At 54.8% G+C, this 15612-nt stretch carries 11 protein-coding genes; 3 read left to right on the top strand and 8 right to left on the bottom strand.

Features of this window, described 5'->3' with window-relative positions:
* Nucleotides 1-46: 46 nt before the first annotated feature.
* From V2P20_RS17765 to nirB, 6 genes are all read right to left on the bottom strand, one after another.
* Entirely contained in the window at nt 47-1441 is a 1395-nt protein-coding gene (locus V2P20_RS17765) for a diguanylate cyclase (protein WP_331820668.1), read from the bottom strand.
* A 128-nt stretch (nt 1442-1569) separates the two neighbouring features.
* Nucleotides 1570-2208 (bottom strand): retropepsin-like aspartic protease, encoded by a 639-nt coding sequence (locus V2P20_RS17760; protein WP_331820666.1) that lies wholly within the window; start codon nt 2206-2208, stop codon nt 1570-1572.
* A gap of 512 nt (nt 2209-2720) precedes the next feature.
* Nucleotides 2721-5378, bottom strand: coding sequence for a molybdopterin-dependent oxidoreductase (locus tag V2P20_RS17755; protein WP_331820664.1), 2658 nt, complete (start codon nt 5376-5378; stop codon nt 2721-2723).
* Entirely contained in the window at nt 5375-6604 is a 1230-nt protein-coding gene (locus V2P20_RS17750; RefSeq protein ID WP_331820662.1) for an FAD-dependent oxidoreductase, read from the bottom strand. Before V2P20_RS17750 ends, V2P20_RS17755 begins: the two co-directional genes overlap by 4 nt.
* 28 nt (nt 6605-6632) lie before the next feature.
* Entirely contained in the window at nt 6633-6968 is a 336-nt protein-coding gene (gene nirD / locus V2P20_RS17745; RefSeq protein WP_331820660.1) for a nitrite reductase small subunit NirD, read from the bottom strand.
* A complete protein-coding gene (gene nirB, locus V2P20_RS17740) occupies nt 6965-9505 on the bottom strand; it encodes a nitrite reductase large subunit NirB (RefSeq protein ID WP_331820658.1) in 2541 nt (846 codons plus the stop codon). Before nirB ends, nirD begins: the two co-directional genes overlap by 4 nt.
* Before the next feature lie 536 nt (nt 9506-10041).
* Here nirB and V2P20_RS17735 point away from each other — a divergent pair.
* Complete coding sequence (locus tag V2P20_RS17735) at nt 10042-11520, top strand: MFS transporter (RefSeq protein ID WP_331820656.1); 1479 nt, start codon at nt 10042-10044, stop codon at nt 11518-11520.
* Nucleotides 11521-11522: 2 nt separating this feature from the next.
* Complete coding sequence (locus V2P20_RS17730) at nt 11523-12101, top strand: ANTAR domain-containing protein (RefSeq protein WP_331820654.1); 579 nt, start codon at nt 11523-11525, stop codon at nt 12099-12101.
* A gap of 303 nt (nt 12102-12404) precedes the next feature.
* Here the strand turns inward: V2P20_RS17730 and V2P20_RS17725 are convergent, their stop codons facing one another.
* Together V2P20_RS17725 and V2P20_RS17720 are read right to left on the bottom strand one after the other, a co-directional pair.
* Nucleotides 12405-12857 carry a hypothetical protein gene (locus V2P20_RS17725; RefSeq protein WP_331820652.1) on the bottom strand — a complete coding sequence of 151 codons (453 nt, stop codon included), beginning with the start codon at nt 12855-12857 and terminating at the stop codon, nt 12405-12407.
* Nucleotides 12858-12869: 12 nt separating this feature from the next.
* On the bottom strand, nt 12870-13571 hold the full coding sequence (locus tag V2P20_RS17720; RefSeq protein ID WP_331820650.1) for a TIGR02594 family protein: 702 nt from the start codon (nt 13569-13571) through the stop codon (nt 12870-12872).
* 538 nt (nt 13572-14109) lie between these two features.
* Between V2P20_RS17720 and V2P20_RS17715 the strand changes: the two genes are divergently transcribed.
* Nucleotides 14110-15486, top strand: a complete 1377-nt coding sequence (locus tag V2P20_RS17715; protein WP_331820648.1) for a CmpA/NrtA family ABC transporter substrate-binding protein — start codon at nt 14110-14112, stop codon at nt 15484-15486.
* Nucleotides 15487-15612 lie beyond the last annotated feature (126 nt).

Raw genomic sequence — 15612 nt, 5'->3', positions numbered from 1 at the left:
GTCCAGCTATGGAAAAAATCAGCAGAAATATTTATTTCCCTGTTTGTCAATCACAGATCTTGAATGTATTGCGACCCATCGCTTTTGCCAGATAAAGACCTCTATCGGCTCTATTAAGCAGCGCCTCTATACTATCCTGCTCTCTACTGAAAACAGCAATGCCGATTGAGATAGTAGTATGCAATACCAAGCCGTCCTCCAGAACGATATCGGAGCGGGCGACGTTTTTTTGCAGACGGTCAGCGACTTCGATTGCGCGTTGTCTGTCTGTCTGGGTAAGCAAGATAGCAAACTCTTCCCCGCCGATCCGGCCCAGCACATCCACTTCCCGAAGCTCTCCTTTCATGATGCGCGCTATTCCTTGCAAGACAATATCGCCCGCTTTATGCCCATATTTGTCATTGACGTTCTTGAAGAAATCAATGTCAACCATGATGACCGCCAGCGTATTGGCATAGCGCTGCATCCTTGCCATTTCAAGCTCAGCAAGTTCCATGAAATACCGGCGATTGGGAACCCCTGTTAAATAATCAATTCGCGCTTGGAGCTCGAGCTCTTCCTGAAGCTTTTTCAATCTTGTAATGTCCTGTACCGCGCTGATCAGGCCCATTGGCCGCTCATCAGCATCTTTTAACAGGGATACGGATAAGTGCACCCAGGCAATTGATCCGTCTTTACGGATATAACGTTTTTCAAGGTTGTAACTGCTGTCCAAACCGTTAACCAGCCTATCCATCAACAGCAAATCGGTTTCCAAATCGTCTGAAACTGTGATTTGCTGGAAGCTTTTTTTGACGTTTAATAATTCTTCCCGGCTATAGCCAGTAATACGGCAATACGTATCATTGACAAACTGGAACGTCCCATCCAGGGATACCTGCGCGATGCCGACGCCCGCATTTTCAAATATGCCCCGGAATCGTCTCTCGCTTGCATGCAGCGCATCTTCAGTTTTTTTGAGCTTGTCTACGTCAGTGTGGGTTCCGCTCATGCGCAATGGTTTGCCGTCTCCATCGCGCTGGACAATGCGCGCGCGATCAAGAATCCATTTATAACTTCCCGCCTTGGTTTTCATGCGATACATGAGTTCGTGCTCCGCCGCACGCCCTTCAAGGACAGCATTAATCGATGCCCAGGCCCGGCCCCTGTCATCCGGATGAACAAAGTCCGTCCACTGTTGCGTAGTAAACTCTATATCATCAAACTCGAATCCGAGCATTTCAGCCCAGATAGCATTGCGCTTGACTTCGTTAGTGGCGATATTCCAATCCCAAAAACCCAATTGGCTTCCCTCCAGCACCCGAGTCAAACTTTCTAAGCTTTGTTTCAATTCATCAGCTTCCTGGCCATCAAATTCAGACTCATTGGTTATGCGCATAAAAATTCCCTGATTCAAGGAAGGGGGTAATTGCGCGTGAACCACATCTACTATTTTTTTCACTTCCAGCTCCTGGCTTTTACCCGCTAAATAATTAACCACAAGCAAAAACAATGCCGTATAAATTATTACTGATCAGTTTAGAAACTGTCGGCTCGCCAATATTCTATGCCGTTACACAATTGACCACCTCATTTTTTAAACAGGGTAATCAATTTGGTTTGATCATCAATGACCAGCTTATACCGCCCTAAAACGCTCATTCCTAACAAACGAGTATTCCCTAAAAGAGAGTCGTCGATAAAAGCCGCATCGACATTTTCCAGGGTTTCTCCCGCTATTCTGACTTCCTGCAATGTACCCACCTGGGCATTCACTTTGCCGTTCGCCGTTTGCATTTCATGACGGGTTAATTTTTCGTCAGTCATGCCCAGCGCATTGATCATGGACTGCGGCAATACCATCAAATCGGCGCCGGTATCGATCATCATGTCTAGCGTCTGCCATACTGAGCCGTTGCCCGAGATGGATACGGATACCAGAAAATGCCCGTCTTGATAACGTGTCGGCAAAACGATGCGGTCGGCGCCGGTTTTCTGCTTTTTATTGATAATGACGACCTGCTCGATCTGGCCTTTGGCATTTCGGCTGATGACATGATTGTAGGCCGCCAGGGCCTGCTGGAGCTGCTGCTCCAAACTGCCGCTCACCCTGACTTTCAGCTCGTTGCCTACTTTTTCCAATCCGGTTACTTGAATATTCAGGCGTTCTTGCAGTGATTGAATTTGACTATATAAGTCGTCACCCTCTTCGACAGCCTTCGCTTGCATGCAGAAAGCGGTCGTGATCAGAAAAAAAAGGCTTATGAAGCGCAGGCGCATTCCGGCAGAAAGAAGGCAGCGGATGATTCGGTAAATATCGTCATGGAACCTTAGTGTCAAAGAGCTTAAGTACACAGGTGAATCCCACTAATTTCGATACTGAAAAATGGGGGAAAAGAGGTCTTTTCCCCCAAGATACAGTTATAAAAGAGATGATCCAACGAACTGTAGAAATAAGGATCCGGATAAGCATGCAGAATTCAAACCGACATTAAAACTGCCGAGACCATAACCGCCAGAGTTCCTCTCTCCTCTGGCGCCTCCTCCTACACGCGTTTTGTATCGACGGTTAAAAAAGCAACGCTTTCTTATTACTTTTTCTTTATCCGGATCAAAAAAAGAATAAGCGTCAAGCCAATAATTGTGAATACGTGCAAATACTTATACAGTTATTGGCTCTTCGCGTTTTGGCCTTCAACCCCATTTTATTTTGGCCCTAGCAGGCAAAAAACGGGAGATTTCTACAAGAGCGCTTTAATCTCGGGCAGACAAGATCCGCAGTTGGTGCCCGCTTTCAAGCAGTTGCCGATATCCCGGACCGTCTTCAGGCCCTGCTCTTGAATGGCAGACCGGATGGTTTTTTCGCCGACATTGAAGCAGACACAAACGATGTTGCCGCAATCCGGTACGCCTTGGGGCGGCATGCCGGTCAACAGCGCTTTCCTGTCCGATTGTTCCAGAAAATCCTTATCGAACAGGCTGGCCAGCCAGTTGCGCTCGGGGAGATGGTGATGGGGCGAGATGACGAGCACGCTTTCCAGGCTGTCATCGATGATCCGCGCCGCCCGGTAATGCCCCAGGCCGGAATCGTGGTATTCCTGCCAATCGGGAATTTGCCCGCTGCCCCCTAGCCTGGCTCTCGCCCAGTCCGGCCAGCTTGGCGGCAGCGTGTTTCCGGCCAGTTCGTAACGATAGAATGATTCGCCCTTGCTTTTCGCCCAGTACTCGACATCGTTGAAAGCCAGTTCGCGCCGCGACAGGATAAAGCCATGCCAGGCGGCCCGATACGATGAAATACGCACCGGCGTGTGCTTGCTTTCCGGTTGCCTGGAAACAGGATCGATCGCCGGGTTGACCAGCGCCCCCACGCGGCCGCGGCTGGCAAACTGTTCCGACCAGTGCATCGGCACGAACAGGCTGCCCGGCTGCTGATCGGATGTAACCTGGACACGGGCTATCATCGAACCCCAGGCGCTCTCAAGCAAGGCCAGACTGTCCTGCAACAGGCCATGACGCGCGGCATCCAGCGGATGCACGTCGACAAAGACTTCCGGTTTGTGCTGATTCAGTCTGGCGGCCAGCCCGGTGCGGGTCATGGTATGCCATTGATCGCGCAGACGGCCGGTGTTCAATACTAAAGGGTAATCTTTATTCGGTGAATTGGCCGGCGGCCTGGGTGTGATGGCGACAAACTGCGCCTTGCCCGCTGCATTAAAAAAGCGGCTGTCATCAAACATTCTCGCCCGGCCGTAAGGATTAGCCTGGTTCACCGGCCATTGTGTCGGTTGCAGATTGTCGTACTCGCCCGCGCTGATATCGGCTAAAGCGGAAATATCGAAATCGCGCAGTCCGTGCCGACTGTCGTTTTCGAAGCCTGACAATGCCGCATGCTCGCGGAAAATCTCGACCGGACTTTGATAGGGAAAGGCTTGCCCGAAACCCAAGCGCCGCGCTACCTGGGTAATGATCCACCAGTCGGGCTGGGCATCGCCTGCCGGCGCAAACAGGGTCCGCTGCCGGGAAATGCGCCGCTCGGAATTGGTGACCGTGCCGTCTTTTTCGCTCCAGCCTTGCGCCGGCAGCAGAACGTGCGCCAGCTTGGCGGTGTCGGTATCGGCAATGCAGTCGGAAACCACCACAAACGGACATTGCCGCAACGCCTGTCTGACCTTGTCGGCATTGGGCAGGCTGACCACAGGATTGGTGCCCATGATCCAGACGGCCTTGACCTTGCCGTCGTAAATCGCATCGAATAGTTCAACTGCCGATAAGCCGGGCTTGCCGGCAATCGTCGGGCTTCCCCAGAACCGTGCCACCCTGTCGATATCGGCCGGATTGGAAAAATCCATGTGGGCAGCCAGCTGATTCGCCAAACCGCCGACTTCGCGCCCGCCCATGGCATTGGGCTGGCCGGTCAGCGAAAACGGGCCCATGCCTGGCTTGCCGATCCGGCCGGTCGCCAGATGGCAGTTGATGATGCTGTTGACCTTGTCGGTACCGGATGAAGATTGATTGACGCCCTGGCTGTAGAGGCTCATCACTTTGTCATGCCCGGCAAACCAGCGGTAGAAAGTCCGCACGTCTGCCGCAGGCAGACGGCAGGCTTCGGCCACCTGCTCTATCGATTGACTGCTGGCCGCCGCCGCATTCAGGGCAGCCGCGAAACCTTCGGTATGCGCTTCGATATAGCGCCGATCAATGGCGTGCCGTTGCTGCAAATACTGCAGCAAGCCATTGAACAGTATGGCATCGCTGCCGCCGGCGATCGGCAAATGCAGGTCGGCAATATCGCAGCTGCCGGTTCGGCGCGGATCGATGACGACGATCTTCAGCTGCGGATTGGCCGTTTTGGCGGCCCGGATGCGCTGGAAAATCACCGGATGGCACCAAGCGGCATTGGAGCCGACCAGCACGATCATCTCGGCCAGCTCGAAATCCTCATAACATCCGGGGACGGTATCGGTGCCGAACGCGCGTTTATGCCCGGACACCGACGAGGACATACACAGGCGGCTGTTGGTGTCGATATTGGCGCTGCCGATAAAGCCTTTCATCAGTTTGTTGGCGACATAATAGTCTTCGGTCAATAGCTGTCCCGAGGCGTAGATGGCTACGGCATCGGCGCCGTATCGGGCGATGGTGTCGCGGAACGATCCGGCGACCCGATCCAGCGCATCCGGCCAACTGCTGCGCTGGCCGTAGACTTCGGGATGCAGCAGACGGCCTTTCAGCCCGACCGTATCGCCCAGGGCCGACCCCTTCGAGCACAGGCGGCCGAAATTGGCCGGATGCGTTTTGTCGCCCCGGATGTTCAGCAGATGCTTGATCTCGTCTACGCCGGCCTCGATGCCGCAACCGACGCCGCAGTAAGGGCACGTTGTCTTCACGTATTCAGTCATAAGGTTGCCATAAGCCCTTTGCCAAAAATCAGTTGTTCTCTGATACCTGAAATATCTGCCTCCTGCTCCAGCAGTTCCTGGTACCAGCTGCCGTCAATTGTATCCTCATACAGCACTGCGCCGCGCAATTTGTTGTCCCGGATCACCAGTTTCTTGTAAATGCCTGAAGACGGATCGCTGAAACGGATGGTTTCGCACTGTTGCCCGTCACCCTGAATATCGCCTACGGAGAACAGGTTGATGCCGGTCACCTTGAGCCGGGTAGCGGTCGGCAGATTGACGTATCCGGCCATGCCGTGCCTGCTGAGATGGTTGGCGCAGACTTTGGCCTGCTCAAACAGCGGCGCCACCAAGCCGAATGTGTCGCCTCGGTGCTGGATACATTCGCCTACCGCATAAATGCAGGGATCGTAGGTTTGCAGCGTGTCGTTGACAACGATGCCGCGCTCGCAATAAAGCCCGGCCTGCCTGGCCAAAGCGATATTGGGCTGCACGCCGATGGCCAGAACGAACAGATCGCACGCCAGTTCGCTGCCGTCCGTAAAACGCACGGCTTGAATATGGCCCGTATCGTCGCCGGCCAGCTCGCTGACCTGGGCGGCCATTTTGAATTGCAGCCCCCGCCGTTCCAGCGCCGTTTGCAGCATATCGCCTGCCTGCCTATCCATTTGCCGGTTGAGCAGCACGTCGTTGTTATGGATCACCGTCACCTGCATGCCCTGTACCGCAAGCCCATTGGCAGCCTCCAGGCCCAGCAACCCGCCGCCCAGTACCGCGGCCTTTTTATGCTTTTTGCTGTATGCCAGCATGGTGTTGACATCGAAGATATCCCTGAAAGTGATCACGCCGCTCAGGTCGGCGCCGGGGATATCGGGCACCACCGGCTTCGAGCCGGTGGCGATCAACAGACGGTCATACTCGGCCACAGTGCCGTCCCGGGCCAACACTTTGCGCAGGCCGCGCTCGATCCGCACCACGGCCTTATCGGGGCCGGCATGCAGGCGGATGCCACGGTCGGCATACCATTGGCGGTCATGCGTGACGATCTCCTCCAGGGTTTTCTCGCCGCTCAACACGGACGACAACATGACGCGGTTGTAATTGCCGTAGGGTTCGGCGCCGAAAACAGTAATGTCGTACTGATCCGGCGCCGCCAACAGCAATTCCTCCACCGTGCGTATCCCGGCCATGCCGTTGCCGATTACCACTAAGCGTTGTTTTTTCATGTCGAGTCCCCAATCTGTGTTTAATAACTCACTCGTCCGCCATTTTTACCGCCACGCGGTCTTCGATGACCCGCACCGGATAAGTAGCGATTCTGATCGCGTCATTTTCGAAACAGGCGCCGGTTTTCAGGCTGTAGTGCTGTTTGTACAGCGGCGATGCCAGCATCGGCTCGCCGCCCAGATCGCCGATCATGCCGCGCGACAGGACGTTGGCTTTGCCGATCGGATCAAAATTGGCGACTGCATAGATTTCCTGAATTCTGGCCAGATAAAACAAGGCGACCTGTCTGCCTGCCACCAGCGCACAGATGCCGGAGTCCGGCTGCAGATCATCCAATGTACACACATCGATCCAATTGCTCATGCGACCTCCTCGATCAGTTGAAAATGACGACGTTCATGCGGTTGGGCCGGACGCTTCTGGCCGCGCTCTTCGACATGCACGATATGGTCATCGGCCTCATCGCTGTTGATGAAGTGCTGAAAGCGCTTCAGGCTGTTTTCGTCTTGCAGCGTGGTTTTCCATTCGCATTGATAGCTGCCGATAATGTGCTGCATCTGCCGCTCCAGTTCGTCGCACAGCCCCAGCTTGTCGTCGATGACCACAGATTTCAGGTAATCCAGGCCGCCTTCCAGGTTTTCCAGCCACACGGACGTGCGCTGCAGGCGATCGGCCGTGCGCACGTAAAAAATCAGCACACGGTCGATGAGCCTGATCAGATCTTCCTTACTCAGATTAGTGGCGAACAGATCGGCATGGCGCGGCTTCATGCCGCCGTTGCCGCAGACATACAGACTCCAGCCGCCTTCGGTGGCGATAACGCCGATGTCCTTGCTCTGGGCTTCGGCGCACTCGCGGGTGCAGCCGGAAACCGCGAACTTGATCTTGTGCGGTGCGCGCAGGCCCTTGTAGCGGTTTTCCAGGGCTATCGCCAGCCCGACACTGTCATTGACACCGTAACGGCACCAGGTACTGCCGACGCAGGATTTAACCGTGCGCAGGGATTTGCCGTAAGCATGGCCGGACTCGAAGCCGGCATCGATCAGCTCTTTCCAGATCACCGGCAGTTGCTCGACACGGGCGCCGAACAGATCGACGCGCTGACCGCCGGTGATTTTGGTGTACAAACCGTATTTCTTTGCCACCTTCCCCAGTATGATCAGGCCATCCGGCGTGATCTCCCCGCCGGGGATGCGCGGCACGATCGAGTAAGTGCCGTCTTTCTGTATATTGGCCAGAAAAGCGTCATTGGTATCCTGCAGACCGATATGCGGCTTTTCCAGAACATATTCATTCCAGTAGGAAGCCAGAATCGAGCCGACCGCCTGCTTGCAGACTTCGCAGCCCAGGCCGCGGCCGTGCTGGTCCAGCAGCTCGGCGAAGGTTTTGATCCGGCCGACCCGGATCAGGTTGTACAAGTCCTGGCGGGTGTACGGGAAGTGCTCGCAGATGTCGGTATTGATTTCGACACCGGCCTTTTTCAGCTCGCAGTCCAGCACCGATTTCAACAACGCGCCGCAGCCGCCGCAGCCGGTGCCGGCTTTGGTTTCGGCCTTCAGGGCCGGCACCGTAGCGCAGCCGCCGGCAATGGCGTTGCAGACATCGCCTTTGGAAACGGCATAGCAGGAGCAGATTTGCGCCGACTCGGGCAAGGCATCCGGCCCCAGCCCCGCCGGTTGCCCGGAGCGCGACGGCAAAATCAAGGCGTCCGGGTTTTCCGGCAGTTCGATGCCGTTCAGGCAATACTGCAGCAAGGTGCTGTAACCGTCGGCGTCGCCGACCAGCACCGCGCCCAGCAAGTGTTTGCTGTCGGCGCTGACCACCAGCCGCTTGTAGATATCGGCGCGGCCGTCCTGATACGTGTAAACCAAGGCGCCGGGAGTCTGGGCATGCGCATCGCCGATGCTGGCGACATCGACGCCCATCAGTTTCAGTTTGGTGCTCATGTCTGCGCCGGTGAAGGGCTGTTCCCGGCCGGACAAATGCGCGGCCACGCTGCGCGCCATGCTGTAGCCCGGCGCCACGAGGCCGAAAATCTGGCCGTTCCATGACGCGCACTCGCCGATCGCGTAAATATCGTCGTCCGACGTCCGGCAATGGTTATCGATGACGATGCCGCCGCGCACCCCCACATCCAGGCCGCAGGCGCGGGCAATGCCGTCGCGCGGCCGTATGCCGGCGGAAAACAGCACGATGTCGGTTTCCAGGCTCTCGCCGTCGGCGAAATGCATTTTGTGCAGACATTGCTCGCCGTCCTTGATTAGCGTCGTATTCTTGTTGAGATGGACTGTCACGCCCAGGTCCTCGATCTTGCGTTTCAGTAATCTCCCGCCGTTTTCATCGAGCTGCACGGCCATCAGCCGCGGCGCGAATTCGACGACATGGGTTTCCAACCCCAGATCCCGCAAGGCTTTCGCCGCTTCCAGCCCCAGCAGGCCGCCGCCGATCACCGCGCCTACTTTCGATTGTTTGGCGGCGGCGGTAATGGCTTCCAGGTCCTCGATCGTGCGATACACCAGGCACTGGGCGCGTCCATTCCCCGGCACGGGCGGCACGAACGGACAGGAGCCGGTGGCCAGCACCAGTTTGTCATAGTCGACTGTCACGCCGTTGGCCGAAAGCACCTGCTTGCGCTGCCGGTCAATGCTGACCACTTTGTCATTCAAATGAAGCGTGATCGCGTTATTCTGGAAGAAACCGTCCTCAACCAAAGACAGATCCTCGGCGCTCTTGCCGGCAAAATAGTCCGACAGATGCACCCGATCGTAAGCCGGTCTGGGTTCTTCGCAGAAAGTCACGATCCGGTAGCGGTCTTTCGCAGCGCTGCTGACCAGTTCGGCCAGGAAATACTGCCCGACCATGCCGTTACCGATGACAACCAGGGTTTGTTTGTTGTTCATGTGCACCTCTATAGCTTATGTTGCGTCTTCCGCCCGGTTTGGGCGCCAAGTCCCGCTGGCTTGCCTGAACATTTTTGGTCCAAAAAAAAAAGGCGACCTGCTATACATGACGGATCATGCAAACAGGACGCCTTTGTCCATAACAAAAACACAAAAATAACGTTCAAGGAGACTTCTAATCTGACAGAAGCAATATCGATGCCAAACAGCAAATTTCAGTAAATTCGACGGCTGAATGAATGCCCCCTGCACGCCGGCGGCGTTGATTGCACCTAAATAATGCAAATTTGCCGGCATTAAGCACCATCGTGGTTCGCCTCGTGAGGCAGGGATGGCGATCAATAATTGGCTTGTTTTAAATTGTGGGAGCGAGCCTACGTCGCGACTAAAGACCGCCGCAAGTCGCGATGCAGGCCTCGCTCCCGCGAGGATTCATAGCTGGCATGTAACCTGCTTGACGTGAAACCAGCTGCCCTTAATCGCGTCGATTTTTATCTCAGGGCAGATACCGACAATTACGAAACCGGACCCAAACCATGCCAATCGCATCATTCAAGCTGCTGCCCATGCGCGGCAAAACCAAAATTCTGCATATGAGCTGGATGGCTTTTTTCATCAGTTTTGTCATCTGGTTCAACCACGCGCCGCTGATGGTGCTGATCCAGCGGGAACTGGGCATCAGCGACGGCGAGGTGGAAATCATTCTATTGCTGAACGTGGCCCTGACTATTCCCGCGCGGGTCATCATCGGCATGGTCGTAGACCACTTCGGCGCCAGGATCAGTTACAGTGTGTTGCTGGCGGTGTGCAGCGTGCCGTGCTTCATGTTCGCGCTGGCGGAAAATTTCGCCGAACTGGCCTGGGCGAGATTTTTGCTGGGCTTTATCGGTGCGGGTTTCGTGGTCGGCGTGCGCATCATCGGCGACTGGTTTCCGTCCAGCCAGATGGGCACTGCCGAGGGCATTTACGCGGGCTGGGGCAATTTCGGCTCGGCCTTCGCCGCCATCGTGCTGCCTGGGCTGGCGTTTTATTTTGGCGAGGAAAAAGGCTGGCGCTACGCGATCGCGCTGACCGGCCTGATCGCCCTGGCGTATTCGATTGTTTATTACCGCAACGTCGAAAACCTGCCCGTCGAACTGGCCGGATTGAAGAGCAAACGCGCGTCGACTATGGAAGTCACCAGCATCGAGGATTTGTTTCTGTACATTCTCAGCCTGCTGCCCTTGTATGCCGCCTTATCATTGCTGACCTGGAAGCTGTCGTCGCCGGCCAGCCCGATCCTGTCGCCGGGCTGGGCCATAGTGATGCATCTGTTTATCCTGGCCGTCTTTCTGGTTCACGCCTGGCAATTGGTTCAAACCAACGCCGAGCGCCTGAGCCGGCCGATACCGAGTATCCATCATTACCGCTACCGGCAGGTCTTCGTTCTGGCCATTGCCTACCTGATCACCTTCGGTTCCAAACTGGCGGTATTGTCGATGCTGCCGATATTCTTTTTCAATACGTTCAACGGCACGCAGGATCTGTCCATGCTGGATGCAGGTTTGCTGGCTTCCAGCTTTGTGATCACCAACGTGATCGCCCGCCCGGCCGGCGGCTGGCTGAGCGACCAGATCGGCCGCAAGTTGTCGCTGGCGCTATTCAGCGTTGGGTTGACCGGCGGCTATTTGCTGATGGCTCTGATCACGCCGCAATGGTCGATCGCATCGGCCGTGCTGGCAACCTTGATCTGCGCGGTTTTCATGCAGGCCGCCGAGGGCGCCATCTTTGCTTTCGTGCCGCTGGTCAGGCGGGCGATCACCGGCGAAGTGGCCGGCATCGTCGGCGCCTACGGCAATGCCGGCGCCATCATTTTTCTGATTCTGCTGACCGTCCTGTCGCCCGCCGGCTTTTTCCTGCTGCTGGGCGGCTGCTCTCTTTCACTGGTGGGCCTGGTGCGATATCTCGACGAACCGCGCAATTTCATTACCGAGATCATGCCGGACGGCTCTATTGTCAAGATTGAGCTGGAATAGCTATGACGAAGCCCAAAGTCCTGATTATCGAGGAATTCGACAACGAACGCCTGCTGGAAAAAAGCCTGCGGCAGCATGGCTATGAAGCGGCAACCTTGAGACTGCAGGCGCTGAACCTGTTGGAGGTAATAAACAGCCTGCAGCCCGATGTGGCCGTACTGAACCTTTATTCGCCCGGCGACAAGGTTCTGAAAATGGTGCTGGACATCAACCAAAACCATTCGATACCGGTCGTGATGTTTGCCGAGGACCAGCAGACCGATACCATCAATAAAGTGATCAAAGCCGGCGTCAGCGCCTATATTGTCGATGGACTGGAGCCCAAACGGATCAAGTCCATCGTTGAAATCGCCATCGCCCGCTTCAAGGAACAGCAGGCCTTGAAAGAGGAATTGAAAAAAACCAAAACCCAACTGGAAGACCGCAAGCACATCGATCGCGCCAAGGCGATTCTGATCAAGTCCCAAGGCTATAGTGAAGACGAGGCTTATCGCGCTTTACGCAAACTGGCGATGGATCGCAAGATGTCGCTGGGTGACATGGCCAAGAACGTCATCGCGATGGCCGAACTGTTCAGATAGCCATTCTGATGCGCCAATTCAATGTGGCTGGACAGGGCATGTTGCCCTGTCCAAACGTTTGGCGTTGGTTTAGCGAAGCTTCTGAACTCAAACATTGCAGAAATATTTGGGACGGAGTTAAAAACTCCGTCCCACTTGAGCGACCGCCTGAGTCGCCAGATTCAACCGCTAGATGCGGAAAACCCCATGTCCGGTGGTGTGGCAGAGGTGACGGGCGCAATCCCGTCACCCCGAGCCGATCTTAACTGTTGTGCGTGAATTGTGACGGTTTTCAAAGTAATGATGATCGCCGTTCCGTCCGTGTCATTCCTCTAATGGTTCATCAAAGTATATTCGGCTAAGTTTCCAGATGCCACCGATACGCTTGAAATGCATGGATAAAATGAAAGCAAAATCGGCGGTTTGTTGGTCGTTGGGGGCCAGCGTGGTTTTCTCCAGGATTGCTTCCCGCAGATTCTTATAAATAACTTTTCCGTCGACGACGACCGCATCCTCAAGCTGATCCATGGCTTTGTCGTAGACTTCCTTTACAAACTTGTCTCGACCAACCGGAATTACTCGATCGAAATCCGCGGGCCCTCGTGTTTCCAAGGGGAACTGAGTCATTTCGGCAACTCTGGTTTTGTCGTTTTTTTCGACAGCCTGACGAAATTGATTCCAGAATTGTTGTAAGTCCTCATCAGCGGCGATGGCCGAAGTCGTGCAGGCAGACAACAAAATTACTAAAAAAAAACAAATAAATACTCTTGGTGCCATGTCCATATTCCTTTAGCCAGCAAGTGGCCAACGCATCACTTTTCGCTGAAAGGAGGATTTCGGATACGAGGATATTTTTACCCGATTTCTCTGATTGCCGCCAAGTATACTATAGTGAGTTGTTGTTTCCTCGATGAGAAAGCCGACATGATTTCCTGATGAGGTAAGGCTCGAATTCGCCGCGCCAGCTTTGTAAATAACAATAATGGCGCCGTATTGCGATGAAGTTGCTCGACCCCAGGATACCCAGCTTGCTGCTGCAGCGGAGTTCGTTCCAGCGATTCCGGCTTGCTTCAAGCACCAATTAACAAACGCAGAGCACCACGGCGTTTCGTCGCTAGTGGCTTGCAGTGAGGTGGACGCGTGATATTCCACAATGCGTGGATTGTGAAGACTCCCACGGATTTCTTCTTGGCCTTTTTCGTTAGCTGCAACTGCCATCCATGGAGCGTTGGAACTGTTACCTGATGGGATGCTGGATATGGGCGGTGCCGGCACAATACCTCCTTCCAGCGCTTTCCAGGTTTTCGGCCCAACGACTCCATCGACCCCGAGGTTTTTCACGGTTTGAAAACGCTGGACAGCCTCGTAAGTTCGCCTGCCGAAATCACCGTCCACACGCAAATTAGGATGTGGGGTCAAGAGCTTGTTTAGTTGATTTTGTAAATACTGTGCGTCTGCCCCTCGACTTCCAAAACGTATCGTAGTATGCATGATTAATCTCCTTATTGGCTTGCTGAATACCAGCGCAACTATCTCATGCGCGACCATGACAGTCAATGAAGCGCGGCAAGCTGGGTTAGCGCTTTAGCGGAAACCCGGCATGGGCGGTTCCGAATGCTGGGTTTATCAATCCAGCACCCGCTACCTACCCCGATTAAAAGCAGCGGTGCCCAGCCCGGCAGACGATATATGGCTGCCTACACGTAACCCATAACTATTCTGACGCACCAATTCTCAGCAAAACGCACCAAGCCTGTGCCGTCAACCTCTCAATTCCGGGAATAAAACCAGCCCACATCATTAAACCAACACGACCAACGATCACCAAGCCAGCATTTATCAACACGAATAGTATAAATCGACCACTTGGCATCCGAATTGCATTAAGTACTTCAGAACTCCACCGTCGGAGTCAAGAAAACAGCTCACTGTAGAGCAAACGGGACAAAGGCGTCTTTCGGGCATTGCTATCCGGCAATGGCACGAAGACGCCTTTTTTATTTTTCGCGGTTTTTGTTTAGGGCTCACTATGAAAATAATAAATACGTTTACCGCTAAAAAAGTGTGGTTGGCAGCAACCGTATTGACCATTTCCACTCATCTGGCTGCGGCTGGCAAATTGGAGAAGGAAGACCTGAAATTCGGCTTTATCAAGCTCACCGATATGGCCCCTTTGGCGGTTGCTTATGAAAAAGGATTCTTCGAGGACGAAGGCCTGTACGTGCAACTGGAAGCCCAGGCAAACTGGAAAGTCGTTCTGGACCGGGTCATCAGCGGTGAACTGGACGGCTCGCACATGCTCGCGCCGGCCCCTTTGGGCGCCAGCATCGGCTTCGGCACCAAGGCCGATATCGTGACCGCCTTCAGCATGGGCTTCAACGGCAACGCCATTACCGTATCGAACGACATCTGGAAACAGATGAAGCCGAACGTGCCCGTAACAGACGGCAAACTGCTACGCCCGATTAAAGCCGATGCCCTCAAGCCTGTCGTCGATAAATACAAAAGCGAAGGCAAGTCTTTCAACATGGCCATGACCTTTCCGGTCGGCAGCCATAACCTGAAATTGCGCTACTGGCTGGCGGCCGGCGGCATCAAGCCGGGCTATTACGAACCGCCCCAGGACATATCGGGCCAGATCGATGCCGAAGCCATGCTGTCCGTGACGCCGCCCCCGCAAATGCCCGCCACGCTCGAAGCGGGCACCATTTACGGGTATTGCGTAGGCGAGCCCTGGAACCAGCAGGCGGTATCCAAGGGCATAGGCGTGCCGGTCATTACCGACGAGGAACTCTGGAAAAACACGCCCGAAAAAGTGTTCGGCGTCACCCAGGCATGGGCCGATAAATATCCCAATACCCATAAGGCCGTCATCAAGGCTTTGATCCGCGCCGCCATTTGGCTGGACGAGGATAACAATAAAAACCGCAAGGAAGCGATCGAAATGCTGTCGCAAACACACTATGTCGGCGCCGACAAGGAAGTGCTCGCCAACAGCATGACCGGCACTTTTGAATACGAAAAAGGCGACAAGCGCCCCCTGCCCGATTTCAACACGTTCTTCCGCAATAACGCCAGTTATCCCTCCTATGACAGCGCCGTCTGGTATCTGACCCAGATGCGACGCTGGGGCCAGATCAACGAATACAAACCCGACAGCTGGTATCTGGAAACGGCCAGAAAAGTCTATCGCCCCGATATTTACCTGGCCGCGGCCAAGGAACTGATCGCCGAAGGCAAGGCCAAGGCCGGCGACTTCCCGGCCGATACTGGCCTCAAGCCGGCGCAGGATTTCTTCATCGACAAGATTGCGTTCGACGCCAGCAAGCCCAACGACTATCTGGCCAAATTCCCGATCGGCTTGAAAGGGAAGCAAAAAATAGTCGGCGGCAAGGTAACTGAATAACCCCTTAAACAAGCTTGATCGTGAGCCCTCTGGCTAAACAACGGAAGTTTATAAGGTGCAAGGAAGCATCTTTTTTAAGAGCCATCGAGCCGCTCAGACTTCATGCGAAAACCCCACAGCGGGAGG

The organism is Methylobacter sp. Wu1, assembly GCF_036553575.1.
Taxonomy (GTDB): Bacteria; Pseudomonadota; Gammaproteobacteria; order Methylococcales; family Methylomonadaceae; genus Methylobacter.
The sequence above is the reverse complement of the archived record's forward strand: the minus strand, read 5'-3'. Positions and strand labels throughout refer to the sequence as shown.